We start from the raw sequence: 25,677 nt of genomic DNA on the forward strand, positions 1-25,677 counted from the left end.
CAGATTTAACGCTTTTGATAAAATACTAAATTATTTCCACAAGAGCATAAAATCTGACATCGGATAAGAGAGCATTTCATACGTATTTTTGAAAAGAGAACAATAAACAAGTACAACGAAGCTAAAACTCATAGTATGGAGAACTAATAATTATTCAGACCACGGCATGATATTTTCTATATATATTTATAGAAAACCACAAGTTCACAGCAAGCATGGCAACGTGAGATGGATTACTTTGCTGATCGATATTTTGGCTGCAAACGGCTATCAAAACTGAATGAATATCTATTCAGGACTGTTAGACTTATAAGTGCTTTTCGTAGCATTGTTCAAGCTGCGGTTGTCCCCAAAGCTCGCAAGCTTCCTCATGAACCAGCTCGAAACCATTATTAAGATAGATTGACTTCGAGGCAGCTAGGCCTGCGACAGTCCATAAGATGATCTTAGAGTAGTTCTTTGCGAGACAAAAGTTGATCGCATTGTCGATCAGCGTTTTTCCTAACCCTCTACCTCTAGCTTTCGGGTTAACCATAAACCAGCGGAGTTGAGCCTCAGCCGTCGATACTTCACAAATACAAATCGTCCCAACTATTTCACCGGAACACCTAGCCAACCAAATTCTTTCTCTTTCATTGCTGCGCTTGGCAAACTGCGCCAACGGCTCAGCCACATAAGCTTCAAACGTACAATCATACCCGTACTCTTTCGAATACACAGTACCATGCTGCTTGATAATGTCGCCAATATCCCCGGGTTGCAATCTGCTACTAATGTTCATTACTGTTCTCTATTGATAATAAAGCTTGTGTTTATAACGCTGTGTGAGAGAGGAAGCGAGGCTACCAACCTTGTGGATCATTGTGCCTTAAATACGCAAGCTGATCCAATCTCAAAGTGACTACCAACGAAAGAGAACTCTATTGATACTCGCCTACTATTGTGGGTGTCCTATTAATTGTTCCTAGTATTAACCCAATCAATTTGACCTTGGTTCCATATTTTTACTAAGGCAAATTAATTTGTCGAACTTATTACCGGTCATCTTTTAAACAATAGGGTTAATTTAATGCTTCATAATAGTTAAAATCTTCACAGTGCCCATTAAATACATGTTGCATATATAGCAAGTTACATATCAACTAGTTGAGTATTGTAATGTCAAATTGTTTCATGAATGTAAAAGTTAAAAAATAATTTAATTTTTATTTTAGATCAGTCGCTTAAAAGTATTACCATTTATTCACTCCGTATTTGTCCATAGTGCGGAGTTATCTCAAAATGCCCATGAAAGGGTAACTATACAATTAAGGTAAACAAAATGAAAAAAAGTATCGCACTTCTAGGTCTTCTAGCGTCAACTAGCGTTATGGCTGATTCAGACATCGGTTGTGGTCTAGGTTCTACTGTTCTTGAAGGTCAAGAAGGTAAAGTATTTAAAGTACTAGGCGCTACTCTAAACGGTATTTCTGGTAACCAAACTTTCGGTATCACTTTCGGCACACTAGGCTGTGACGGTGAAGGCGTAGTAGGTTCTTCAGAAAAAGTAGCAATGTTCATCGATGGCAACATGGACACTCTATCTCGCGACATCGCTCGTGGCGAAGGTGAAGCTCTAAGTGCTCTATCTTCAGCATGGAACATTGAAGCAGCTGACGAAGCAGCATTCAACAAACTTGCTCAAGAAAACTACGCGAACATCTTTACTTCTGCAGACGTAACGTCTGATGAAGTTCTAAACAACATCAACGGTGTTATCGCAACATCTGAACTAGCTGGTTACACATTCTCGTAATCATTTGGCAAATTGCTTACTAAGGCAAAGGCACCTTTGGGTGCCTTTTTTCGTACGATATGACATTGTTAAAAACACTTGCACCCGTTTTATTGTCCGTCAGCGCTTTCGCAGCGTCGAGCGATGAACAACCTGATCTGGCCAACAGCGCTCAGTGGTCAAAACTTCTGCACTACCAATCGAACGGAAAAAGCCTTGTTCGAAGTGACAAGTTCTTTTTTGCTGAAAATGGCCATACCGACCCCGCTGCAGAGCTGCAAGCGTCGATCAGCGCCTTTCGTGCAAATCCTGATCTTGGGTGTACCTATCCTGCTCGCTATAAATTCTTATTAAGCAAAGATAAACTTGAGATCCCATTACCTGAATGTCCACAGCTTGACGAATGGATGAATGAAATCAATCCCGACTCCATCAAGCTGATTTTTCCATCGGCCTATATTAATAATCCTGAGTCGATGTTTGGCCATGTCCTGCTAAGAATTGATCCTAACCAAGAGCAGGCGTCACATGATCTTATTTCATACGCGATCAACTATGCGGCGACCCCCGACGATGACAACCCGCTCGCCTATATGATCAAGGGTTTCGTCGGTTCATACCCAGGCTATTATTCGCTCATGCCTTATTACCGTAAGGTGCGAGAATACTCAGACCTAGAAAGTCGAGATATCTGGGAGTTTGATTTAGATTTATCACCAGATGAAGTGAAACAGATATTGGAGCATGTATGGGAATTGAATGATGCAACGTTCGATTACTATTACATGACCAAAAACTGCACCTACCAAGTGTTAGCATTGATTGATGTGGTTCGTCCAGAGTTGAATTTGACCCGCCATTTCAATCTCCGTGCGGTGCCTACCGATGCAATCGCACTACTTGAACACGAGAAGTTAATCAGAGACACCGTCTATCGTCCGTCCTATGGCTCTAAGCTATTAATGCAGGCAGAGCAGTTGCGTACCGACCTTATCCCATACGCTAAGGCATTAACCAAGGGGCAGGGCGACATTAGTCATCTCAATGAGCAAGATCAAGCGGATACACTCGAGCTGGCCTATGAGTGGTTGAACTTTCTCTACTACGCAGACGCTAACCTTGACCGAGAAACAACCGCACCAATAATGCGCGACCTGCTACTTAAACGCAGCCAACTCTCAGCTCAAAGCAGTCTAAGCACTGATGCCGTTCCGTCAACAACCCCAGCGCAAGCACATGGTTCTGCGCGAATAGGTCTCTCTCATCAACTGTTGGATTCAACGGAGTCAAAGCTCTTTTTTGACTACCGAGCGTCTTATCATGATTCTATGGATCCCTCTGCAGGATACCTTCCAGGTGCGAATTTGAGCTTTCTTGATACTCAGCTCGCGATCGACATTGAAGACGGGACCAATATTTATCTTAATCGATTTTATCTATTTGACGTCGCCTCGCTCTCGCCTTCGAATAATATCCTCAATAGCTGGTCTTGGAATGGCCGAGTTGGCTACGAGAGAGAGATGAGCCAGGGCAAAGGTCGAAGTTACTATTTTGCTCAAGGCGGGTTAGGTAAGTCGGCATTCTTGTCAAACAATAAGCTGCAAAGCTATGCACTCGCCTCAATGTTTACCGCATCAGGCCGTCTATTCGCGGACTCTGTGACCCTAGGTGGCGGGATTGAAACAGGTGCTATATGGCACCACAATGACAACTATAAAGTCGGGCTAAGCGCTGAATACCTGTACTTATCAGACTCAGACATCCACCACCGTGAACGCTACTCTGCTGAGGTGCGTTATTCACCAACCTACAATTATGCAGTTACCATTGAGGGTGCATACGAACGAATGGCGACCAGTAATTTTGCGTTCAAAGTCGGTCTCTATCATTACTTCTAACTGAATCTTCAATGACCAACAAAAGACGCCCATAGTCACGTTAGTTACTATGGGCGTCTGATTAAGACTGCAGTAATACAACGCCTTATCGAATACCAGCTCCTGCGAGCATACTCAAAAAGCCACCTTCATTACTTAACTCAACCAAAATTGCCGACGGTGAGCTATTTGCTTAAAGAAATTGATTATGGTTTGGGCCAACAAAGAGTAGTCTACTCCCCTGACTCAACCATTGCCTTGATCTTCTTAGCTTTCTCAAAATGATCAAGTTTGTGCTCTTGTATCCACCAAGTTGCTGCTTCCATAAGCAAGTCTGGGTCATCATTTTTATTGGCGAAAAATGCATAAAACGATACACCTACGTTTTCACCTTTTTGATCTAGTTTTTTTTGGCAAACTTCAACGACTTTGCGTCTTAAAGAACCACGCATATTTGAAAACTTTAAAATAATAAATGAATGACATCGCCTATCTAGCGATTAATGTAAAAAGGTTAGTTATCCTAATCTTCGTGAGCCATGACGCTTGGCGAAATGGCACCCACCAAAAAAAATTAAGCACGCGCCTCACCGCACTTAACCCTGATTGGTTAACTTTCTGAACTATGCTCCCTAACTAGCCTTGGAAGCTGATCATATAGCTTGTTAGTTAAAGTATCTGATTGTACTCCAAAATGTAACTCTTTGTGGCAGTTAGGACATAAAGCTACTGCATTCGTTATGGTATCACTGCCACCATCAGAAAGAGGAAGAACATGATGTACTTCCAGAAAAGGTTCCTGCTTTTTAGACAGAAAAGTATCGCTCTCACACAGCTCACATTTCCCGCCAGCATGTTGCAATGCTTGCTTAACAACGCGTGGATCTCTTTCGTATACGTTACCTACTTTTTCAAGCTTTTTGGGATTTTTACTGCCATAGGTTGTGTTGTTAACAGATACCTCGATTTCGCCTGCTGTCATTAGAAGCTTGTCATCATCAAGATCTTTCGCAATAGCATGCCATCCATCACTTTTTTTAACTAAATAGTGTGGTGTCGGTTGTGAGTATAGTCCTTTAGTGAAGTCAAAATTGAATGATAGTACGGCGTAATTTTCATTTTCCACCAAATCTATACATTTCATTGCTTTTTTGTAATTACCGTTTTTTCTGCCATCTTTAGTATACTTCCAACTATGACTAACAACTAAAGTGTCTTCGACATTTAAGCTATCTACCCCTACAAATACCAATTTATTTTTGTGGTCAGCAAAAAGAGCCCAAGTTTGTGGGGGCACCTCCCCTATAAAGCCATTGTCTAGTAGAAACTTTTTCCGGCTATTGTACTTCTTAAAGTTATTCACTCTTTCAATGCTCTCTTCTAATAAACTTCGGAATTAAAATATATTGATTGCATCTACAGCAATCAATATTACACCCTATCAAATTGTCAGTATTTGGAATGAAAATCAAAAGCAAAACTCAATATCAGATAAAGCCTATCATTAAAATCACAAATCGTGCTAAATGGCAGAAATAGACAGCGGGGCCTTCGGATGAAGTAGAAGCACATCCTGAAAGTGCAGCAGCACACACGAGACAAATAGCTCAACGTTGTTTAATGCTCACTTTATGTCCTTTATAAGGTGGTTTTCGAGTAAATCACGGTATTTGATAGCTTACCTGAGGGTAACCTACGCTCATTTAACGCAATACCCTCCAAAACATAGCCACACCTTTCTGCTACGGAGCGGCTTTTGGTATTACTCTCAGCTGCCCTGATCTCGACACGATTTGCTTTTAATGTAGTGAAAGCATGAACTTCAAGCAGTTGAACCGCCTCCGTAACATAGCCAGCTCCCACACTAGTTGTTTGCAACCAATAACCAATTTCAAAATATGGTACTTCTTTATCTCGTATGATCAGCCCGATAGCACCAATCAATTTACCCGTCTCTTTTTCTATAATCGAATATCTGAGTTCGCTTTCAAAACTATCAAAATCTGACATTGCCTGCTTCGTGGTATTAATGGATTCTTCTTCTGTTAATGCGAAAGGAACCCAGGGCAGAAACTCTGAAAGTTCATGTTTACTCGCCCGAATCGCTTCGAGCATTTGAGGTTGATAATCCAATGATGGAGGGACTAACTTAATTCTACTTGTTTCCATACTTATTCCTTTAAGAAACTTACGCCCTATCAACTAGGGACCGACGACATTCACAAGCCACCAAGCAAAAGTAATCAAGTTTCTGTTTTTATTGCGAAACCAGAAATTTACTTATGATTGAACAACAGATATCTGTAGATTCTTTGTGTGCCTCATGTTCAGCGCATGCAATATTCATAAACTTAGATTCTTCAATTCGCTTTACGAGCTCAACTGCTTCATCTAATGAAAATAAATAGTCATCATCACCACGCATCACAAGTACTGGGCATTGAATATCACTAACTGTGGTGTCTGGGTAACCCGATATTGATGTATCCATCCAGACATTCTTTACTTTCTCAACTAGTAACTCAAAGTCTGGTTGCGGATTAATTTTATTATAATATGCAACTGAATCGGGAAACATTGCTTTCCAGTCGTCTGGCGTAACAGATCTTAACAGTTCAATAGATGGATCATCTTCTTTCAAACGCCACTGTGAGCCTAATGTAATTACCCTTTTAACATTGCAGTTTCCTGATGCTGCTAAACGATAGCTCACGATGCCACCATCGCTAAAGCCGAATAGAGAAAATGAACGAATTTCTAGATGATTTAGTACAGCTTCAACGTCACGTTGATACTGGTAATAGTTTAGCTCTTTATTGCCAATCGTTGATTTACCATGTCCTCTGAGATCAATGCCTATGAGCCTATAGTTATTCGGAATTCCATCAAGAACACTGTTCAAGTCTGTTATGCAACCTAAGCCACCATGCAATAACACAAGTGGCTCACATGCTGGGTCACCCAACAACTCGTAGTAAATTTCAGCGCCATCATAGCTTAAGTAGCACCCTGTTTCATGAGTAAAAACTGACATCCTAAAATCCTTATTGTTTTGGTCAATCTAATAGACCTAACGCTCAGTTACCTGGCGCTCCCATCGAACCAACAAAACATGATGGACTCAAGACCAAAAGAGCCAAAGTTTGCTGTCCCCATCTCAACGCCTTGTTAGTTCATTATTGTTGCTCCGATAGCCAATCCGTCATTAATAGAGAGCTAGGCAGGCTTAAGTTTGCTCTGGTCTATCAGAAACAGTGCGGGCGTTGAGGTCGCATATTTACCTCCGGTTGATGCTGCAATCATCGCTACCGGCTCACCAAGGTTGTTTTTAATTATTTGTGGTCGTTCGTAGTTTCCTGAGCGGCTCATATCTTTGAGGGAGATAATCGTTTCATCGGAGTAGTGCTCGACTCCATGATAGGCCAGTACCGGTTCATTGAAGTGGACCCCATCATCTGATGACATGATGATCCCCCGTTGATGATCGACAACCCCCATATCTCGAGCCACCATATGGTATTGATTATCAAAGCGGAAAACTGTGGCATCCTCTAGCTGACTATTATTACCAAGGGGTTCGAAGTCAATAATGGGGTTACTGAGAAGTTTTTTGTACGGACCTGTGAGGGTGTCACTCATCGCCACGCCATATTTGCGATTGCCATGAGCGTTTTCCCAAGAGTGTCTGTTCCATGCTTTGTAGTAGAGTAAGTACTGCTGATCAGGTGTTACGCAAAATGCAGGATTACTGGTTACCAAGTCATCCCATGTGCCGGGCTCTCCAGTATCGATCATGGGTTGTGAACCGACTCGGGTAAATGGGCCTGCTGGGCTATCGGCGATAGCCATTCCGATCCGTTTTGTCTCCACGACCTGCTTGTAGTAATCCCATATTGTGGCCACATAGTCTTTTGAATGCTTACTGTTCTCGATGATTTGGCTATTAGGAATATCAAATAGTCCCTCTTCTTCAAGCTCTAGTATGGCGCTACTCAGTTGCTGCTGATTCATGGGGATAGTATTGCCGTTGCTGCCCATATACAGCATCACATACTTGCTACCTACCTTATGAACACAAGGGTTATGGATACTCCATGCATCCCAAGCATCACCCCCCGCTCCCTCCAGTACGGTACCGTGATCAACAAACGTTGAGGTAATGCTATCGGCGGTTGCATAGTTGACCTTGCAACTGGTTACCCATGCAGAACGCGCATCACCTTTGGACCAGTTACTAAAGTAAACATGTACTTTTCCAGTTTCGTCTACAAAACCGCTGGTTCCCCAAACATGGAGATCTTCAAGTTCAAGAATCCGCCCTTGATAGGAAAGGCAGTCAGAAAAGTGTTGCTGGACATTACTAAGCATCGAGTTCTCCCTGAAAAACAGCAAAGTAGTTCATCTATTAAAGTCATACTACACAGATTTTCGGTAGCGTGACAAACTATCTGTATTTATTGATCTTTTTGAAAATAAATTGATTTAGTAGGGCACTATGACACGTGATGCCCGCATTGAGTTATGAGCAACGCCACAGCTAAACTTAAACATTACGCCGTAAACACGAAACCCAACCTTGAACTGAAAGTACCAAGCGTTGGGAGCCACTCTTAAGAGCTTGCTATAACGATTGTGCTTTATGCCTGATACCAATTTCTTTCTTTTGAATCAAACACCCTTGACCAGCCGTTGTTAGTAACCACTTGGCAGAATCATCCTCGAAAGCTGTAACAAGCTTATTGACTTCCATTTTGTACTTGGAGCTACCCGGCATGCTTGATGTGGTGAAGGCCATACAACTTTGATCCGAGTACCAGGTGCGAGTATATGAATAAGAGCACTGTTGATCTTTTGTTGGTGCAACAGTTAAGTCAACAATGACAGGACCATCAGAATAGGTAATCTCTAGTGTACTGTTGAAAATCTGGTCATCTGGTTTATCACTAGCCCAAAGAGACCATGAACCGTAATTAGTACCTTTGTTTGTGAAAAAGTGCTCTAAGTCGGCAATCGTAGGTAAGCAGCTCTTTATCCCAACTCCTTTTGCTTGATTTACCAACTGTTCTCCAGCATAGGCGTTTGAAGCACACAATAGTAACGGCACTAAAATAAAATTTGATCTTTTCATATTTTTCCAACTCTAACATTTTAGTTATTAAATACTCGGTTTAACTACCTGGCTGCGAGATCGAATACAAGATGATGCAATAGAATATTAGACAAATAGCGCTTTCTACAGACTACACAAGCCACGTAAGATATAGTCATACTAAACAAAGATTTAAACCACAAATAGTAATTAACAATTTGTGAGATATTTTGCGTTATAACGCTCTGCTAAGGGATGAACAACACAATACCGGTGCTACCGTGAGTCACCTTAACCATTGAAAACCAACACACAGTAAAAATGCCATGCGTTCAGAATTTGCTTGTTATGAAGGAATCCCCGCTAGCAGATCAAAAAGCCGCTTTCCGTCACTTGGTATGCCTTCGTAACCAATAAACACATAACCATAAGTCATTGGTACTGAGGTAAAAACGAACTGGAAGACGCAATAGCCGAAAGCAAACCTAAGTAAAAAAGCACTCAATGAGTTGGTAGCATACTTTAAGCAAAAGAAGGTTAGTGTGCACATGATCAGAGATGCGACTGGACCACCAGCTATCGACAAGATTTGTGACTTCAGTGGTATCTCACTTGTGGCTTCTACATAGCCAATGTTAAACGGGGTTAGTGTCGAAGATAGCTCAATACTTCCAGCTTGGAAGTTAACAACTGACTTACCGCTGCCAAGAGTTATAATAGCTTGACTTCCAGAGCCTACAATTGGAACCGCATGCCCGAGCTCATGAAAAAACGTGATAACTGGCATTATGATGAAAAAGCCAATTGCACATCCTATTAACGTAATCACTGTGCCTCCTGCACACTTGCTGCTTCATAACGCCCGCTCAACTTGCTGCAAACGGCACCAGATCCGATAAGAGCCCCATAATCACCCAAGCCAATCCCCACCAAAAACGCCACAGGCTGGTAGTCAGGTTGAAGCGCTTGTTATACGACTTTTTCCACTAGAGCCTTTGTCATAAAGACACTATGAGGGTCTATTTTATAGTCAGCGAATGGACCACAATAGCGAAACCCAAACTTCTGATACAAGTTCCGTGCAGGTAAGAAATAGTCATGACTACCAGTTTCCAAGCTTGCTTGCTGATAACCCCTCTCAATAGCCAAATTGAGGGCATGAGTAAGTAACTTCGATGCAATGCCTGACTTACGAGATGTGCTAGTCGTTCTCATCGACTTCAATTCAATGTGCTGTGGAGTTAACTCCTTGATAGCAAGACAACCCTGCAGCTCACCGCCGAGCCAACCGCTGAAAAACGTAATGGATGGTGATTTCAATGCTTCAACATCCAAGGCATGAGCACTTTCCACAGGCGATGTCGCATGCATGTCACTCAAATGTTCTTCGAGCAACTGAATGACGTCACCACCTGACAAATCATCGATTTTGATTTCCATATTCTAAACTTACCTTACTGGTATACCGCTGCGTATTATCCAACAAGTGAATTAGTCAGAAACGACAGGGATGAGTCTATTGGGTAGTTTTCCAAAACCATATTGCACTTAAATCCATGTTTTTCATAAAACGGCTTTGCTTGAAAACTTAACGTATCAACAAGAGCCGACTTACAACCTTCTGATCTGGCATAACTTTCCAACAAGCCAAGAAGCTCACTCCCAACTTGCTTACCTCTCATTGAATCATCAACCCAAAGAAACTTGATGAGCAACCAGTTACCCCATAGATCCGCAATAATACCACCAACTTTCTCATCATCTTTCATTGCGTAGTAACCAACACATGACTTCGGAATACCTTCTAGAAATGGTGTGTTATGTTTGATTAAGCCACCACGCACCTCGTTGATATCGCTTTCTAAAGGATTGATATCCAATTTATATTCCATTTTCTTCCTTGCTAAATTGACCCGAAAGTAGCTAACGCCACATTAAGATTTGAGCAGTGAGCAACACTGCTACCTTACTCAATCATTGTGCCGTAAACACTTAAACCAATTCAAACTGAAAACGCCAAGGATTAGGTTTTGTTAGCTGATTTTTAGTGACCATGATGCGACGTTGAACCATAGCCTCGAAGCTGATTGTACTTGTGGACTTGATGGCGAGTTAGAATCCGTTTTTGAGCTAAATGGGCATTTATGTGAACGGCTCTCAACTTCCCATTTATGGCACCAATTTTATCAACAAAACTAGTGACTTTACTTTCAGATATGTTGTCCGAAACAAAAGCCAGTTCGAGCTGTCTTTCGGCCTCAACTAAATCAGCGCCAAGCTTTTTTGCTTCAGCCTTCATGACTTTGAATAACTCCTCGGTTTGAGCCACTTGCTCTTCACTGAGTTTAAGCTCTGTTGAAAGCTCCAACACATGAGCAGGCCCTGGGAAACCATTTAGTTCGGCAACCTTTGCATAACCCAAACCATTTCCATTGAGCAAATCGCTAATTTGCTGTTGAGAAAGCGCTTTAATGCTGTTTGACTCCTGACCTGCGTAGGAGGAACTGTTCTCAGCAGTAGCCATATAGCTACTGCATACTAGAAAGGTTAAGACGACAAATCTATTCATAAATAATACCCCTAAATCAGCTGCCCCCACTTAACTTACGGCCAACTGCGCTGCACTCAAACGGCCACCGTATTCACTAAACCCAAACTGAACCGAAAATGCCATAGATCTGGCAGTTAGATTAAAGCATTTGTTATATCTCTAGCCACGTCGATTACTTAGCTTGAAAGCCACAAACTCTGACCTAGCTTTACCATCGGGTTTCACACCGTTCGACTCGCACCAATCAAGCAACTCACTGATTTTTATCGATACCTTTTTAACACGATGCCCATTAGCCCGAATCTTACCAATGGTACTTTCTGCGTTTTTACGCCACTCTTCATATGTATCATCAAGAGTTGAGGGATCATCTACAGCCTCTTTCAAAAGCTGCCATTCTTCAGGCTGAAACCATGCAAATGAGTAAATAACGTCTTGCTCTGTCATAATAGATCTCCCAATGAGATAGAACGCCACGTTAAGGCGTGAAACAAAGTGTACCAACCTTGAGCGAAGCGAAACCGGCACACGTTATGGATTCGCTCTCAAGCGCTTTGTTACGTAATATTTTCAATCGCTTGTGACGCGGCTTTACTTACTTTACCCCTATCATTTTCGGTTTGTATAGCGATGTAAGTGCAACCTTTGAACTCAAGATGCATATAGTTTGCGGTGAGCTTGAAAGGTTCGACAAAGCAACTGGGACATTCGTCGTTGAAGCCCGTTGATAAAACTGAGCAAGACTTACCTTTTAGTTTGCGACCCAGCTCTTTTTCGATTGTGAGTAGATCAGATAAACGATCAAAGAACACTTTCATTTGTGCCGACATCGAGTACCAATATACGGGTGAGGCAAAAACGATATGATCAAATGAAGCCAGTTCACTAATGAGAGGAAGAAAATCATCTGGCTGGTTTTCATGGGAATAGTCGTAAAACGAGATATTGAAATTGGCTAAATCGAAAACAACAGCATCCGATATTTCAGCGAATGCATCGCATAGATTTTTCGTGTTTCCATCAGATTTTGACGTGCCAAGAACTACGGCAATTTTCATTGAACCTCCATGTTACATAACGCTTTGTTAAGCACTTATTTGATTGATGAAGCCTATTTCATCCCGAATACCAACTCGATTGCCATCAGGGTCATAAAGACTAATCGATGTACCCCAATCATTTTCAGTGTACTCGTACGATAGACTAAACTGCTTAACACGAATCAAAGCATCGTTTATGTCATCAACATTGAAACGAAGCTTTGAAGGGCATGACGCTATCGATTTACCATTAGTAACTGCATGCCCTTCAGTTTCAATCATTAGGTAACTTTCGCCAAATTCTAGGCAAGTTAATTTAAAATCACCTTCGATTTTTGTGAACATAACTTTCAGTTCAAAAACATCACGATAGAATGAGACGCATTCATCATAGTTTTCAACATTTAAGATAATTCCATATCTATCAACGTTCATTGAAACCTCATTTCAATTGGATTACCTAACGCTTTGCCCTAGCGAGTACCCTCATTTATCTCTTCTAAACAATGAGATGAACGTCCATCGCCTTCTCTACACTAATGGTTATCGGCAAACAAACATTTGAACAAAGAGCAATGGCGCTGTACTCAAACGGCCACCGTACTCATTAACTCTCACCGAAACAAAATGCCACAGGTTGACAGCTAGGTTGAAACGTTTGGTATACAACGACTATTTTGAGAACTCTATTAATGCACTACCAGAAAGTCGATAGTTAACCCATTCATCAAGGGGTTTTGCACCAATAGATTTATAGAAGTTAATCGCTGGCTCATTCCAATCGAGAACGCACCATTCAAATCGACCAAGGCCATTTTCAACTGCCAGCTTCGCTAAATATTTGAGAATTACCTTCCCTGCTCCCAGGCCACGGTATTCCGGGGCAACATACAGGTCTTCCAAATACAAACCATTCTTACCCAACCATGTAGAATAGTTAAAGAAATAAACAGCAAAACCGATAGGCTCACCTTTAACCTCACAGATAATTGCATGAGCTGTAGACTGAGGTGAAAATAAACTGAACTCAATATCTGAGAGAGTTGCTTTTACCTCATGTTCCGCCTTTTCATAGATAGCTAAGTCTGTGATAAATCGAAGTATCGTTTCAGCGTCGCTCCTATCTGCTTTCCTAATTTTGATTGGTTCCATATCCCCTCCTTGGATGAATTAGTTGTATAACACCTTGTTATGCTGTGGGTTAGTAGGGTAACTCGTCAGACCCAACACCAATATAATCTGGCTCCAAGTATGCAGAGAACTGAACCGCTCTAATTGCTTCATGTCCCTGCATAGCAGCTTTGCAAACCCGGTGCATGCCGTCCATCACCCGACCTTCATGGCACAGAATAATGGGATACGATAAGTCGGCTTTCTGTATTAGCAATGCATGCTGCAAGATATTTCTGCATGTTGGACGCGTTCCGCCTAGGTCATACCAGAACTCTTCTTCGAGCTCTTTAATATCGGATAGCTTAATTTCGACTATGGGAAGCTCGCGAGAAAGCTCAATCAGCCGAAATACATCCCATGCAAGCAAGCCCTTGTCTGAGGCGCGAAAGTGATATTGTTGTCTCATTTATCTCCTTACAGCACAACGCCGCATTATGATGTTATGTTCGAACTTACAGCGCGACAACAGCCTTTCGTAAGTAACTCGCTCAACCACTTGATTTCCCCTAGAACATTACAGCTTCTTATGTTCGTAGCCATTTGTACATAACGTAGCTGTCAACTAACCCTATATGAGCATGCTTGTAGGCCTTGGGAATCGTACCTATGGTTTGAAACCCTAGCTTCTCCCAAAGCTTCACCGCAACTTCATTAGTAGAAACCACGCTGTTAAATTGCATGGCATCAAAGCCAAGACTAAGAGCCGCTTCCTGAGAATGTTCACACATGAGGCGTGCAATGCCCCTACCTCTGGCCTCGCTTGAGACCATGTATCCACAATTACATATATGGCTGCTTGGCCCCATTGCATTGGGCTTAATGTAGTAAGAGCTCAGTACAACGTCATTTTCCACGAAAACAAAAGCTTTCAGGGGAGATTCGCACCATAAAGCGAAAGCTTGCGCTAGCGTCATACTTGGGTCAAAAGCATAAGTCTCTTGGGCTTGAATTACCGCCGAGAATGTTGGCCCAAACGACTCAAAATCGGCTTTTGTGATCTCCCTAATCATAAATTTCCTTCCAGAACATAACGCCGCATTCAGTGGTGAGCAACGCCTAGCACCCTCCCTAAATCATTGTGTCGTAATCACTAAAGCTAAATCAAACCCAAAATGCCGGGTGCAGGGAATCAATCTTGAGCGTATTGTTAGCTGTTTAACTTTTTGGAGAACAGGTTTAGTTTTGATTGGAATCCGACACTGCTATAAAACCCAATTGCTACTGTGTTATTTGACCAGACATGAAGGTCAACAGAGCTTGCACCAAGAGCACTAGCCCAGTTAGAGAAATGGGAAACCAGCCCTGTAGCTATACCCAGTTTCCGAGCTTCGTTAGAAACAATTAATTCTTCAATATAGCCATATATTCGTGATTGAGCCCAACGACGTTCTTTAACTTTGTTAAGGCTGCCTAATAAAGCTCCGACTACCTTTCCATCATGTTCACTAACAATCAGCACCTGGCTTTCGTCAGATAGAATACCTTGAAGCTCAGTTCTATTTAGTACGTCTTCAGTTTTACGAACAACATCCGGGGCTAACTCTGAATTGTGCTCATTCTCGGTTATAAAAAGACTAACTAACATATCTAAGTCTTTAATTTCAGCATCACGAAGCATAAATTTTCTCCAAGCAGCGATAGCTCTATAGAATGGAGCAAACTCGGGCTTGTCAGGATCATCCAAATTTTTAACAAAATGCGCCAGGCTCTTTGTGCCGATGTCAACAAATTTTAGTTGTTTACTTCAGCGTCTGACGTATTTTACCTGCGCTACCATTCACAACAACCTCAGCATATGAACCGTTGAATAATGTCATATTGGGTGGTAAATGACCAATATCAACATCATACACAACAGGAATTTCCAAGTCCTTCGTTACTTCAGTCAATGCTTCTTGAATGGTAATGTCTTTGCCGCATTTATCTAGTACTGAACTTCTGCCAATGAGCAGTCCATTGCAGAGTTCAAATACACCTTTATATTTTAGGCTTTGCAGTGCTCGCTTAAAAACTGTTGGAGACATTTCAACATTTTCTAAATAAAGGATGAGACCATCGATTTCGAATTTTTTATGCAAAAGATGAATATCAAAATATTCAGTGCCAATTAAGTGCATCATGGTGTCAAAACAGCCGCCAATAAGACGACCATTGAATACAGCCTCTTGGCTTCCTGATAGTTTCCAGACTGTTGGCTCTGTTGTATTTAGAGTAAAGTTAGGATCATCGGAAAACGAACTACCATCTAGTTGATAGTATTTAGATGAATGCTGTTCAAAATATGAACCCTCCGCCTTTGTTAACCAACTCAAAGTACTAGATGTAAGCCTATCAGGCTCATCTGGATGGAGATCCATGAGGTTTGAGCAATGAACTGTTACCCAACCGAGTTTTGTCATTAAAGCCGTAGAAACCGTACTTACATCTGAATATCCCAAAATCCATTTGGGCTTAACGGTTTGCAACTTCTCGTAGTCAAGTAACGGTAATATATCCATTGCGAACTCACCTCCCCAAGGAGGTACAATTGCATCAATTGTATCATCACACAGAAATTGCATAAATTCCGCAGCCCGATGCTTGGCACTGGCGCTCACATGTTTCTTATTTTCACGCAAGCACTCTCCCTCGATAACCTCAAAATCTTGTTTTCTTAGGTTTTCGAGTACAATATCCAAACGCTTGTGAAGCGAGCTTGGTACACCTGAAGAGAATGCTGTAATAGCAACTCTACTACCTTTACCTAAGGGAACTGGGTACTTCATATTTTTCCTTACAACTAAAGCCGAGCTAAGGGGGGAATAGCACGACAATGAAACCCAACCATACCACCGAAAACACTGAACTTAACGATGGAATGAAAAATGCCAAGCGTTGAGAATCACTCTTAAATGCACTGCTATATGAATTGAACCTTAAATTTATTATCAAAGTTATGACGCTTTAATGATTCATAAATTTGACTTATCTCTTCACTGGATATTTTTCGCAAATCAAGTTGATGAGAGCTAAATCTAGCCTTTATATTGATGATTGAACCATCAAATTTTACGATCTCTAGATAGTTTGAAAATTCATCAAGTATATCACGTCCAGTATGACTAACCTTTGTTCCTCGCTCATCTTCTGGAAAGGCAAACTCACCGATCAACTGCCTATGTAACAGAAGAGTTTCTACAAATCCATCGCCGGTGTCGATTGCAAAAGAAACCAACAGGTCATTTTTGGTTTCTTCAATACCAATAAAACTAACTACTTCCATCCGTTTTACCTCGATACTTAAGGTTTTACATAACGCCTTGTCCTAGCGAATCCCATCATTTATCCTTTTTAAACAATGAGATAAACGTATATCGCCTTCTCTGATCTCATGATTATCGCCAAACAAACATCCGAGCAGAGAAGAATGACGATGCACGATACTCAAATACTATAACAATCCTTGGAAAATCAATGCACCAACATTCACAAAAAATGAGCGATATCTCTTGTACTTGCCACCAAGAGCGTGCTTGATGGCGCTGACCTCACGCTCACTACGTTAGGCCGCAACTTCGTAATGTGGCTAACAGGATTAGTTACCCGACGAGCGAAGTGAAATCAGCGCACGGTATAGAGTCGCCATAGTCGTTTGTTATAGCTCAGCGATGTGTGACAGGGTTTCTGGATGACGCTGAACCAACTTTAGAAGGGTTACAGCTTGTCCATTTGGCGCGCTACGTCCTTGCTCCCAGTTTTCTAACGTACGAGATGATGTATGCAACAAACGAGCAAACACACCGCGAGACATATTAAACTGCTCTCGAATACTCACGATTTCATCAGGTGAGATATTTAACTCATTGATATCTGTAACTTGATGAGTTTTAAGGGTTAGCTTGCCTTCTGAATGCTCTTTAGCCTCAACAAGTGCTGAACTTAACTCTGCAAATAGGTCACGATTGCTCATTACACCATGCCTCCATAAAAGCCTTTAGTTGTTTCTTTTGGTCTGCGGTTAAGTCGGACATTTCATTCTTGCCGTAAATCGTCAGCAAGTAGAAACGACGCTTCTCATCGAGGAAATAATAGATAACGCGAGAGCCACCACGCTTGCCCTTACCTTTACTTGCAACTCGAACCTTTCGCAAACCACCTGTACCTTGAATCACGTCACCTTGCTTAGGGTTAGACATTAACTCCGCTTGAAAAAGCCTAAACTCATCATCGCTGAGGTATTCATTGCGGTACTTTTCAAATATGGTTGATTCGACAAATACACTTTTCATAAGCAAAGTATACGCAAGTAACGTACAGATAGCAAAACTATACGTGATTAACGTAGTTATGACTTTTGGAGCGACGAATCTGCTCTTAGCTATAACGCTTTACTAACTGGCGCTCACGACCAGCCGACAAAGTCCACAACACTCCCAACCAAAACCGCCAAGCGTTTTCCGTCCACTTGAGTAACTTGTTATAAACAGACTCCTGCTTATGGTCTTGCAACTAAGCCAATGTTGTCTACCGCAGTAGGGAATACATCATCAACTGTGTCAAGAATGCCATCGCGACCCAAAGCTCTTACGTGATACCGATTTTCATCGATAAGATCATAGTGAAAGTAGTTGCCTTCAGGTTTGGACACCTGAGTTGGGTCAATAATGGAAACTAAAGACCCCTCTGGCAATGACTCATTGAGCAACGACAGGTTTCGGGGATACGCTCCATTTTGTACTTTGTACACTTCTATAGCCTGCACGAGCGAATCAAGCTGCACTTTTGCCAACTCAGATCTTAACTCATCGTATGTTCCACCTTCTTCGACGAAACCAAAGTAACCAAGAAAACCATACAAAATAAAAGTAAACAAAACCCCGCACACACCAACGACAACCAACTTAGTGCTTTTTACAACTGAACCCCAGATAATCGCTATGATGCCAAATAGAACACCAACCAAGGGAATAAATGACATTCCACCGACAATAAACCCTAAGCAACCTGGTGACTTCTTAGTATCCTTGCTATTTCCCAACTTAACCTCCTTTTTCTTGATTTATAACGCTGAGTTAACTGGTGCTCTCACCGAACCTGTAAAATACACTGTACTTCACACCAAAAGTGCCGAGGGTTAGTGTGTCCATTTCAACGTCTTGTTATGTTTGGAACTCAAGAGTTCTGCTTAACTCTATTTCCCTACCTGCGACTAAGTTTCCAGTAGGTATAAAACCACAATTTAAGTAGAAACCTTTTGGGCCATCAGTGCTATCTACAACACTTGTATAAAGAGCCGATGCTCCAAACTCGTTAAGCAACTCTGAACTTAACAACTCGATGGCTTTACGCCCATAACCTTTTGATTGTTGTGTCTGATCTAACATGAATCGCCAAAGGAAAATTTATCGTAAGCGTTCACCTGCCCCCTATTGACACAGAAAATGTGACTAAGAGCACTTGATCCACTTTTGCCTATTGATTGATCATTCCGCTGGCTCATGCTGGAAACCATGAAAAAGAAAAAAGCCAGCTTTAAACTAGCCCCGCCTGAGGTCTCTAATCTAAGTGAGGCAAAGGCGCTTATTGACGAGCTCTGGGAGCAGCTTCGGTTTTATGAGGATAAGCTTGCGACCAGTTCACGGAACTCCTCAAAATCACCTTCATCGGACGGCCCTAAAGAGCGAGCCGAAAGAAAAAAGCTCAAAGCCCTAGTAGTGGCAATACGCGAGGAGCTCAACAAGGCCACACAGGGCATCGACGAGAAATCAGCAAACTAAAACCCACTGACAACGTTGTTAAATGCTTGCCTGACTCTCAATGTCCATGTTGTGGAAAACCCGACGTCAAAATAAACTCGTCGCCATTTTATCGCCACCAAGTTCACGAAATACCCGAGCCTGTTGTTCACATCATCGAATATCAACTTTATTCTGGCCAATGCTCCCACTGTCAAACCCAAGTTCGAGCCAAGAAACCAGATGATGCCCCACAAGGTATCTTGGGTCCGAATTTATTAAGCTACATCGCCTTGCTTGCGGGGCAGTATCATCTCAGTGTCCGTAAAATCCAATCTCTACTCAAAGAGCATTTGGGAACAACCTTTTCGATTGGTGCTATCAGTGAAGCTCAAACCAAAGTGGCCTCAATGCTAACACCACTGCACCAAGCCATTAAACTGGCAGTGAACAAAGCGCCGTTAGTTCATATCGATGAAACCTCACACATCCGTAATGATGAGCAGAGTCTAAGATGGTGTTGGCTGGTTGCCAGTGATGATCTTGTTTATCAGAAGATCTTATACTCCCGCTCCATACACTCTGCCAAGCTTGTGCTCGGAGAAAAATACACAGGTATCGTTGTCTCTGATCAATATGCCAGTTACAACTGGCTACCTAGCGAAAACCACCAACTCTGCTGGGCTCATGTAAAACGAAACTTACAGCAGATGGCCGACTACAGTGGTGGTGGGCATACGGCCTTTATTGGTCAGCACCTATGCTTTATTGTCAACTTGGTCTTCCGTAATCGTCACAACTTAGAAGAAGGCCACATCACAGAACTTGTCTACCTTCGCAGAATGCAGCGCTTGAGGAAATCGTTACATAGTTGGCTCAACAAAGGCACAGATGTGATGGTTAAGCGATATCGAGGAAGGTGTGCTCACTTACTTAAGCATGAAAGTAGCTTGTGGGTCTTCCTCAAGGATCTCACGATCCCTCTGACCAATAATGAGGCGGAGCGACGTCTTCGAGGTTGCGTGATCATGCGTAAAATTAGCTATGGAACCACTTCTGATGCTGGTGACAAGTTCCGAAGCCGGATCCATACGCTTATCGAAACCTGCAAGAAACGCGGCCTATCAACAATGGATGTGTTGAGTCAGATTATCACTGCTGTTGTGCACCGCCAACCATACCCTGATGTCTTTGAGCTTGCTACTTGAGTCAAGCTACTCCGGTGAACGGTTACAATTTATCTGCGTTTACCAAGATGAAACCTACTGGCTTATCTTCGGCATAGATGCCACGAAACCAAGGAAAATCCATAAAGTTCGCTTCAGCCAATGAAATAGCATTGCTATCAACATGATTTAATTGACTTTTAGCAACTTGTAACTGGCAGATTTCATAGAAGCTATCATGGTCAATTCTTCTTAGCTCTATGCTCATAGTGACAATTTCCCTCCAAAACATAACGCCTGCATCTAGCGAATCCCCTCATTTATTCTTTTCTAAACAATGAGGTGAACGTACATCGCCTTCTCTAATTTAATGGTTATCGCCAAACAAACATTCGAACAGAGAGGAATGGCGATGCACGATACTCAAATATTACAGCAATCCCTAGAAAATCAATGCCCCAACATTCACTAAAAAAGAGTGATATCTCTTGTACTTGCCACCAAAAGCGTGCTTAATGGCGCTGACCGCACGCTCACCAAGCTAGGCCGCAACCTCGATACCACCACCGTTAAGCACGCCATAAAGCGGGTTGACCAACTACTAGGAAATAGCGCTCTCCATCGTGAAAAAGATGACATCTATAAATGGCATTGCCGCTTAATTACCGGCGCTAATCCCTGCCCAATTGTTCTTGTGGATTGGTCTGATGTTAGAGAGCAGTTACGATGCATGACTATACGCGCATCCCTTTTGCTCGATGGCCGATCCGTCACTTTGTATGAGCAAGTCTTCGAATACAAAGACTACAACTCGCCGAGAAGCCATCAGATCTTTCTTGATAAATTTGAGCAAATACTGCCCAGTCATGCCCTTTCCATCATTGTGTCGGATGCGGGCTTCAGGAATACCTGGTTTAGACAGGTTGAAGCGAAAGGTTGATTCTGAGTAGGCCGAGTTCGTGGTGAAGTCTCAGTAAAACAGAAAGGTAGACCTTTGGTTTCTAATAAAACCCTCTATCCTGAAGCCAGTCAAAAGCCGAGCCACCTTGACCGCTGTTTACTATCAAAACGTGGCTCACTGGACTGTGAAGCTTCCCTCTACAAAGCAACGGATAAGGGCCGTAAAGCCAAGCGGCACGCTCGAACAGGCAAAAGCACTCTGCAACGCACTTATACCAGAAGAGCGCTATTTAGTCACAGCCACTACTCGCTACTAACTTTTTGCTGCTCAAGCATCCAGCTGTAGATATCGTGGTCAGCATATACAAAGTCCCAAATAAAATGATTACCCCCTTCGTCTATCGAGAACTTCAGGTTGGGATGTGACGGTTGCAAATAGTCAACGATGCGCTGCTGCTCGCTAATTCTTACGATAGTGTCTTGGCGACCATGGAACGCCCAGATCGGTATAGAGTTTAAAGTATCAAACGCTTTGCGATCAGCCTCTAGGTCCAGCGCCCGCACTCCGCCGGCGGCAGGCACAATCGCGGCAAACACGTCGGGGAAGAAGGCTGACAAGTACCACGTTCCATAGCCCCCCATACTATAGCCCGTAAGGTAGACCCGACTTCGATCCACAGATAGTGCTGCATCAAGGCGCTCTAATAACTGTTTAAACTCCATAGCCATTTGTGGCCAATACATATGCTTAGGGCATTGCGGGGCGACCACCACAAACCTACCAGCGGCACTGTTTTTGATTCTCCGAGGGATGCCATTGTTGAGCAAAACATCGAGATTATCGCCGCGTTCACCTGCACCATGCAAATACACCAGTACTGGGTATTCTTTCTCTGGGTCAAATGGCTCTGGATAACTAATGATATAGCTAAGCTCCCCGACTGGGTGCTTTACCTCCGAAAATTCGGTGTTCGAGTTAGCGCTCAGATAAGCTGGCGACAACGCCAGCATGCATGCTACTAGTACATTTCGCATTCCACTCTCCATGTGTGTTGATTGAGGACACCAGCTCACATCGCAATAGTCCTGAGCAAAGCCTACCTTGCTGGTTTAGATGGCGTGTTCCACATTGCAGCCTGTGAAAACTGGTGACATCATTTAGCTCTGCATTGGTGGCAGTTTCTCGCAGGAAGCGATATAGAAAAACCTAACCAATTGTGCTCTATAGCGTAATTCTGATAGTGCTTTTGAACGCCTGCAATAAGGTGTGCCCCACGGAACCCGCAAAGCACACCGAACTTCGAACCAAAAATCACCGAGTGTCCAGCATCACTTTAATTGCTTTGATACTCATTGAGCCTTCTCCCTCCAACATCGCCATCGCTGACTATGCTGGAAGGCGAAAAAACCAAAAAAGAGAAGACTCTATGAGATTTTATAACCAACAGCATGACTATTACTGCGGCATCGATCCCCATGCGCGAATTCTTTATGTCTGTATTCTCGACGCTCACAGTAATAAGGTTGTTCACAAGAAGATCAATGCTGACCGCGATGAACAGCGATTTTTACCCGAGTAAGTCGCACAATGAGGTAAGCTGAACGTCTAACTGGTGCTGAGTAAGAGCACACTGTGTACCTGATGCTATGGGTTGTAACTCGAAAAGCGGCTTGCTGTACCACGCGTTGTCCAAGCCCAATTGCTTTGATTAGCCACCCCATTGTTGCGCACCACAACGAACAACAAAATCGTTTACACCCGGGCTGAGCCTGAAAATAGCTGGAAGCATTAGCTAGCCATTTTCTTTGAATAGCGCCTTTGGGTTAACCGATGAATGTCGTGGGGGAGGCCTAGTCTGATCCTACATAGTTGGTGGGCGGCGGTGAGACCGCAGTAAGAGACCCTCTATATGTTTTGCCGTAAGCAACAATTAACGAACAAGATGACTGAGCGAAGTAGATAACTTTGCTGTTCGATTAATTTGGCTGCAGACGCAGCCAGAAGAGAGCTATTGCCTATTGACGGAAGGTAGGCTCATATGTGTTGTATTTTGCTTTCTACATAGCTTGGGACATCAACCTTTTGCCCTCCTTGCGAAAAATGACGATCAAATGCATAAGCTAGTTTCTCCAGCGGTGCTTCATTGTAGCCGACACTTTGAACTTCAGATATATAACGTTGCAAAAAACCAATAGCGCCAAGCGTCTTCCATTGCGCCACATGAACCAACTCATGAAAATGTAAACGTAAATCTTGAGCTACACTCGGCACTATGTAATAAGTGTTTTTATATGTAATACCTTGGACTTCCATATCAAGAAAGTCACCTAAACCAGCTTGGCGTAATTCGGGAAATTCTGGCTTTGGGATACAATCAACGATTACAAAATACGAATTAGATAAAAACTCTTCAGAGTAGAAGCCAGTGAAATCACTAATAAATAACGCACAACTTTGCCTTTGAATAGAAAACCTTTCATTTGTTATATCAATCCATTCTTCGATTCTATTTATCACGATGATCTCCAATAAAATACAACGCTTGCTTAATGGGCAAACAACGCTGCCACTGAGCTCAACCTAGCATACCGTAATCAACTAACCTAATTATAAATACTGTACTCGCCTAGCGTTGGTTGTCACTTTGAAGTACTTGTATGTTGCACGCCCCATAGACCAGTGCTAACATTTGTACACACAACAAAGGAGCATACAATGGATACTCGAATTCAATTCCGTGTTGATGAAGAAACAAAGCGACTAGCCCAGCAAATGGCAGAAAGCCAAGGCCGTACTCTGAGCGATGCTTGCCGTGAACTCACCGAGCAACTTGCTGAACAGCAGAGAAAAATACTATCTCACGATTCTTGGTTAACAAACCAAGTGAACTTGGCATTTGAAAAATTCGATTCAGGAAAGTCGGTTTTCGTTGATGATGTTTCTGCAAAATCTCAGATGGAGATTCGAAAAGCCAGAATTCGCAGCCGAGGTAAGCAATGATTCTGTGGGAAGAAGAATCTCTAAACGATCGCGAGAAGATCTTTGAATTTCTCTTTGACTTCAACCCAGAAGCTGCGGAAAAGACAGATGAACTCATTGAAGCTAAAGTAGACAACCTTGCAGAGCAACCACTCATGGGTGTTCAACGAGATGGTATAATAGGAAGGCTACTCATTATTCCTGAGATTTCAATGATAATTTCATACTGGGTAGAGGGTGACAACATCCACATTATGAGAGTTTTACACCAAAAACAAAAGTTCCCTAATGATGATGCTTGCTCAGTGCAACTAACGCCTTGTTAAGTGGCAGCTCACGACCACTACACTCAAACAAAGCCAACGCAATCACTAAAACCAACCAAACCAAAATCACCAACTCTTAGCTGCCTGCTTGAACAATTTGCTATATGTAAACTTCCAACGAGTGGATGTCCCGCTATATATCAAGACTGGTAGCAGTACTTTTCTGTTAACTTCAAGTAATTTGTACCAGCCATAAGTCATTATTAAGGTAACGATATATCATTATCCCAGAACAAAGATTCAACTTCCAAACAAGTAATCTGATTCTTTAGAGAACTGACATCTACCCCCCAGCGACGACAAATAACTAACAAACGCTTAATTACATCACCTGAAACTGATGACTTAAAATGAATTTCTAGATTTAGACCAACACCAACTACCTTTTCAAATTCTGGTAATGAGTACAAACAAGCGAAAAAAACTTCTTCGTCTTCTTGCCCGTAAAAACTTGGCCCTTGTATATTGATTATCATTCGTAACTCCACACTCTAAGGTATTTTTCGACTGGCACACGACGCCTTGTTAAGTTGCAACTAACTACCACTATACCTAAATAAAGCCACCGGAACCACTATAATCAACCGAACAAAAATCGCCAACTATTAGCTGTCAGCTTGAATAATTTTTTGGGGCTAGCATGCCACAAACTAAAAATAGGTTTTAGCACTTTCCTTACCATACAAATATACAGCAATCAACATTGTGAACACAAGATCTGAAATAATGGTAGAATATGATTAATAAATTATATCTGGCAGTGAAAACGATAGAAAAAACTCACAAGATATATCGCTCGACAATAGCGATGCCGCTTTAACATTAGCCAACCTGATATTGGTAGAGTTGTGCCGATAGTGACTGCACCATATGCCGCACCGCTAGTCCACCATGTATCAAAGCCTACCTCTAATTCATTCACAACATAACTTTCAAGTGGTATCACTGAGACTAATAAGAACACACTACAGAACAGTGAATGCACAGTTAGGAACTTCAATAAGAAAGGCATTTTAAAAAAGTTTGCAACCAATGGTTTACGATTCAAATCATAGAAAAATCGGTCAAAATAGTACCTTAGAAATAC

General features: G+C 42.3%; 34 protein-coding genes and 1 pseudogene. 7 read left to right on the top strand and 28 right to left on the bottom strand.

The features are described 5' to 3' along the window. Nucleotides 1-307: 307 nt before the first annotated feature. Entirely contained in the window at nt 308-781 is a 474-nt protein-coding gene (locus ACZ5R2_RS22715; RefSeq protein ID WP_464903613.1) for a GNAT family N-acetyltransferase, read from the bottom strand. Between the two features lie 540 nt (nt 782-1,321). On the opposite strand from ACZ5R2_RS22715, the gene ACZ5R2_RS22720 reads away from it, so the two are divergent. Both ACZ5R2_RS22720 and ACZ5R2_RS22725 read left to right on the top strand, forming a co-directional pair. Further along, the gene (locus tag ACZ5R2_RS22720; RefSeq protein WP_464903612.1) at nt 1,322-1,795 is read left to right on the top strand and encodes a DUF3015 family protein; all 474 of its coding nucleotides are present in this window, start codon (nt 1,322-1,324) and stop codon (nt 1,793-1,795) included. A gap of 59 nt (nt 1,796-1,854) precedes the next feature. Beyond that, complete coding sequence (locus tag ACZ5R2_RS22725) at nt 1,855-3,672, top strand: Lnb N-terminal periplasmic domain-containing protein (protein ID WP_464903611.1); 1,818 nt, start codon at nt 1,855-1,857, stop codon at nt 3,670-3,672. A gap of 212 nt (nt 3,673-3,884) precedes the next feature. Here ACZ5R2_RS22725 and ACZ5R2_RS22730 read toward each other — a convergent pair whose 3' ends face one another. The 23 genes from ACZ5R2_RS22730 to ACZ5R2_RS22840 all read right to left on the bottom strand — a co-directional run bounded on the left by ACZ5R2_RS22730 (nt 3,885) and on the right by ACZ5R2_RS22840 (nt 18,885). Next, nucleotides 3,885-4,103, bottom strand: coding sequence for a DUF6500 family protein (locus tag ACZ5R2_RS22730; protein ID WP_464903610.1), 219 nt, complete (start codon nt 4,101-4,103; stop codon nt 3,885-3,887). Between the two features lie 158 nt (nt 4,104-4,261). Continuing rightward, nucleotides 4,262-5,014 (bottom strand): HNH endonuclease, encoded by a 753-nt coding sequence (locus tag ACZ5R2_RS22735; RefSeq protein WP_464903609.1) that lies wholly within the window; start codon nt 5,012-5,014, stop codon nt 4,262-4,264. A gap of 275 nt (nt 5,015-5,289) precedes the next feature. Next, nucleotides 5,290-5,820, bottom strand: coding sequence for a GNAT family N-acetyltransferase (locus ACZ5R2_RS22740; RefSeq protein ID WP_464903608.1), 531 nt, complete (start codon nt 5,818-5,820; stop codon nt 5,290-5,292). Nucleotides 5,821-5,908: 88 nt separating this feature from the next. Further along, nucleotides 5,909-6,685, bottom strand: coding sequence for an alpha/beta fold hydrolase (locus ACZ5R2_RS22745; RefSeq protein ID WP_464903607.1), 777 nt, complete (start codon nt 6,683-6,685; stop codon nt 5,909-5,911). Between the two features lie 182 nt (nt 6,686-6,867). Beyond that, nucleotides 6,868-8,019, bottom strand: coding sequence for a glycoside hydrolase family protein (locus ACZ5R2_RS22750; protein WP_464903606.1), 1,152 nt, complete (start codon nt 8,017-8,019; stop codon nt 6,868-6,870). 253 nt (nt 8,020-8,272) lie between these two features. Next, complete coding sequence (locus tag ACZ5R2_RS22755) at nt 8,273-8,779, bottom strand: hypothetical protein (RefSeq protein WP_464903605.1); 507 nt, start codon at nt 8,777-8,779, stop codon at nt 8,273-8,275. 307 nt (nt 8,780-9,086) lie between these two features. Beyond that, a complete protein-coding gene (locus ACZ5R2_RS22760) occupies nt 9,087-9,569 on the bottom strand; it encodes a site-2 protease family protein (RefSeq protein ID WP_464903604.1) in 483 nt (160 codons plus the stop codon). Between the two features lie 140 nt (nt 9,570-9,709). Next, nucleotides 9,710-10,180, bottom strand: coding sequence for a GNAT family N-acetyltransferase (locus ACZ5R2_RS22765; RefSeq protein WP_464903603.1), 471 nt, complete (start codon nt 10,178-10,180; stop codon nt 9,710-9,712). 35 nt (nt 10,181-10,215) lie between these two features. Next, nucleotides 10,216-10,632, bottom strand: coding sequence for a GNAT family N-acetyltransferase (locus ACZ5R2_RS22770; RefSeq protein ID WP_464903602.1), 417 nt, complete (start codon nt 10,630-10,632; stop codon nt 10,216-10,218). Between the two features lie 152 nt (nt 10,633-10,784). Next, on the bottom strand, nt 10,785-11,309 hold the full coding sequence (locus tag ACZ5R2_RS22775) for a Spy/CpxP family protein refolding chaperone (protein WP_464903601.1): 525 nt from the start codon (nt 11,307-11,309) through the stop codon (nt 10,785-10,787). Between the two features lie 141 nt (nt 11,310-11,450). Beyond that, nucleotides 11,451-11,738 carry a hypothetical protein gene (locus ACZ5R2_RS22780; RefSeq protein ID WP_464903600.1) on the bottom strand — a complete coding sequence of 96 codons (288 nt, stop codon included), beginning with the start codon at nt 11,736-11,738 and terminating at the stop codon, nt 11,451-11,453. Nucleotides 11,739-11,848: 110 nt separating this feature from the next. After that, nucleotides 11,849-12,349: a flavodoxin family protein gene (locus tag ACZ5R2_RS22785; protein ID WP_464903599.1), complete on the bottom strand. Its 501-nt coding sequence runs from the start codon at nt 12,347-12,349 to the stop codon at nt 11,849-11,851. A 27-nt stretch (nt 12,350-12,376) separates the two neighbouring features. Beyond that, a complete protein-coding gene (locus tag ACZ5R2_RS22790; RefSeq protein WP_464903598.1) occupies nt 12,377-12,766 on the bottom strand; it encodes a VOC family protein in 390 nt (129 codons plus the stop codon). Between the two features lie 237 nt (nt 12,767-13,003). Next, on the bottom strand, nt 13,004-13,483 hold the full coding sequence (locus ACZ5R2_RS22795; RefSeq protein WP_464903597.1) for an N-acetyltransferase family protein: 480 nt from the start codon (nt 13,481-13,483) through the stop codon (nt 13,004-13,006). Nucleotides 13,484-13,532: 49 nt separating this feature from the next. Beyond that, entirely contained in the window at nt 13,533-13,910 is a 378-nt protein-coding gene (locus ACZ5R2_RS22800) for a hypothetical protein (RefSeq protein ID WP_464903596.1), read from the bottom strand. Nucleotides 13,911-14,028: 118 nt separating this feature from the next. Next, complete coding sequence (locus ACZ5R2_RS22805; RefSeq protein ID WP_464903595.1) at nt 14,029-14,514, bottom strand: N-acetyltransferase family protein; 486 nt, start codon at nt 14,512-14,514, stop codon at nt 14,029-14,031. A gap of 137 nt (nt 14,515-14,651) precedes the next feature. Next, on the bottom strand, nt 14,652-15,122 hold the full coding sequence (locus tag ACZ5R2_RS22810) for a GNAT family N-acetyltransferase (protein WP_464919459.1): 471 nt from the start codon (nt 15,120-15,122) through the stop codon (nt 14,652-14,654). 121 nt (nt 15,123-15,243) lie between these two features. Continuing rightward, the gene (locus ACZ5R2_RS22815) at nt 15,244-16,269 is read right to left on the bottom strand and encodes a S66 family peptidase (protein ID WP_464903593.1); all 1,026 of its coding nucleotides are present in this window, start codon (nt 16,267-16,269) and stop codon (nt 15,244-15,246) included. A 134-nt stretch (nt 16,270-16,403) separates the two neighbouring features. Beyond that, nucleotides 16,404-16,766: a hypothetical protein gene (locus tag ACZ5R2_RS22820; protein WP_464903592.1), complete on the bottom strand. Its 363-nt coding sequence runs from the start codon at nt 16,764-16,766 to the stop codon at nt 16,404-16,406. Nucleotides 16,767-17,138: 372 nt separating this feature from the next. Next, nucleotides 17,139-17,453 (bottom strand): helix-turn-helix domain-containing protein, encoded by a 315-nt coding sequence (locus tag ACZ5R2_RS22825; RefSeq protein WP_464903591.1) that lies wholly within the window; start codon nt 17,451-17,453, stop codon nt 17,139-17,141. Continuing rightward, on the bottom strand, nt 17,440-17,772 hold the full coding sequence (locus tag ACZ5R2_RS22830; RefSeq protein ID WP_464903590.1) for a type II toxin-antitoxin system RelE/ParE family toxin: 333 nt from the start codon (nt 17,770-17,772) through the stop codon (nt 17,440-17,442). The genes ACZ5R2_RS22825 and ACZ5R2_RS22830 overlap by 14 nt, the downstream gene beginning before the upstream one ends. Nucleotides 17,773-17,978: 206 nt before the next feature. Next, complete coding sequence (locus ACZ5R2_RS22835; protein ID WP_464903589.1) at nt 17,979-18,521, bottom strand: type II secretion system protein GspG; 543 nt, start codon at nt 18,519-18,521, stop codon at nt 17,979-17,981. Nucleotides 18,522-18,642: 121 nt separating this feature from the next. Further along, nucleotides 18,643-18,885: a GNAT family N-acetyltransferase gene (locus ACZ5R2_RS22840; protein WP_464919471.1), complete on the bottom strand. Its 243-nt coding sequence runs from the start codon at nt 18,883-18,885 to the stop codon at nt 18,643-18,645. A gap of 108 nt (nt 18,886-18,993) precedes the next feature. Here ACZ5R2_RS22840 and tnpC point away from each other — a divergent pair. Next, a protein-coding gene (gene tnpC / locus ACZ5R2_RS22845) for an IS66 family transposase (RefSeq protein ID WP_464903587.1) occupies nt 18,994-20,426 on the top strand; the annotation gives its coding sequence in 2 pieces (ribosomal slippage) (nt 18,994-19,183 and nt 19,183-20,426; 1,434 coding nt in all). A gap of 22 nt (nt 20,427-20,448) precedes the next feature. On the opposite strand, the gene ACZ5R2_RS22850 is transcribed toward tnpC, so the two are convergent. After that, on the bottom strand, nt 20,449-20,652 hold the full coding sequence (locus ACZ5R2_RS22850) for a hypothetical protein (protein WP_464903586.1): 204 nt from the start codon (nt 20,650-20,652) through the stop codon (nt 20,449-20,451). Nucleotides 20,653-20,862: 210 nt separating this feature from the next. On the opposite strand from ACZ5R2_RS22850, the gene ACZ5R2_RS22855 reads away from it, so the two are divergent. Next, nucleotides 20,863-21,324, top strand: coding sequence for a transposase family protein (locus ACZ5R2_RS22855; protein ID WP_464903585.1), 462 nt, complete (start codon nt 20,863-20,865; stop codon nt 21,322-21,324). Nucleotides 21,325-21,587: 263 nt separating this feature from the next. On the opposite strand, the gene ACZ5R2_RS22860 is transcribed toward ACZ5R2_RS22855, so the two are convergent. Beyond that, entirely contained in the window at nt 21,588-22,319 is a 732-nt protein-coding gene (locus ACZ5R2_RS22860) for a carboxylesterase family protein (protein ID WP_464903584.1), read from the bottom strand. A 392-nt stretch (nt 22,320-22,711) separates the two neighbouring features. Between ACZ5R2_RS22860 and ACZ5R2_RS22865 the strand changes: the two are divergent. After that, nucleotides 22,712-22,843 (top strand): annotated as a pseudogene (locus ACZ5R2_RS22865) (IS110 family transposase); the annotation flags it as partial. A 476-nt stretch (nt 22,844-23,319) separates the two neighbouring features. On the opposite strand, the gene ACZ5R2_RS22870 reads toward ACZ5R2_RS22865, so the two are convergent. Continuing rightward, nucleotides 23,320-23,802, bottom strand: a complete 483-nt coding sequence (locus ACZ5R2_RS22870; protein WP_464903583.1) for a hypothetical protein — start codon at nt 23,800-23,802, stop codon at nt 23,320-23,322. Nucleotides 23,803-24,000: 198 nt separating this feature from the next. Here ACZ5R2_RS22870 and ACZ5R2_RS22875 point away from each other — a divergent pair, with 198 nt between their 5' ends. Then, nucleotides 24,001-24,285 carry a type II toxin-antitoxin system TacA family antitoxin gene (locus ACZ5R2_RS22875; RefSeq protein ID WP_464903582.1) on the top strand — a complete coding sequence of 95 codons (285 nt, stop codon included), beginning with the start codon at nt 24,001-24,003 and terminating at the stop codon, nt 24,283-24,285. Beyond that, nucleotides 24,282-24,590 (top strand): type II toxin-antitoxin system RelE/ParE family toxin, encoded by a 309-nt coding sequence (locus ACZ5R2_RS22880; RefSeq protein WP_464903581.1) that lies wholly within the window; start codon nt 24,282-24,284, stop codon nt 24,588-24,590. The genes ACZ5R2_RS22875 and ACZ5R2_RS22880 overlap by 4 nt, the downstream gene beginning before the upstream one ends. A gap of 203 nt (nt 24,591-24,793) precedes the next feature. On the opposite strand, the gene ACZ5R2_RS22885 is transcribed toward ACZ5R2_RS22880, so the two are convergent. After that, nucleotides 24,794-25,066 carry a hypothetical protein gene (locus ACZ5R2_RS22885; RefSeq protein ID WP_464903580.1) on the bottom strand — a complete coding sequence of 91 codons (273 nt, stop codon included), beginning with the start codon at nt 25,064-25,066 and terminating at the stop codon, nt 24,794-24,796. Nucleotides 25,067-25,677 lie beyond the last annotated feature (611 nt).

The organism is Vibrio sabulosilitoris (assembly GCF_055391395.1).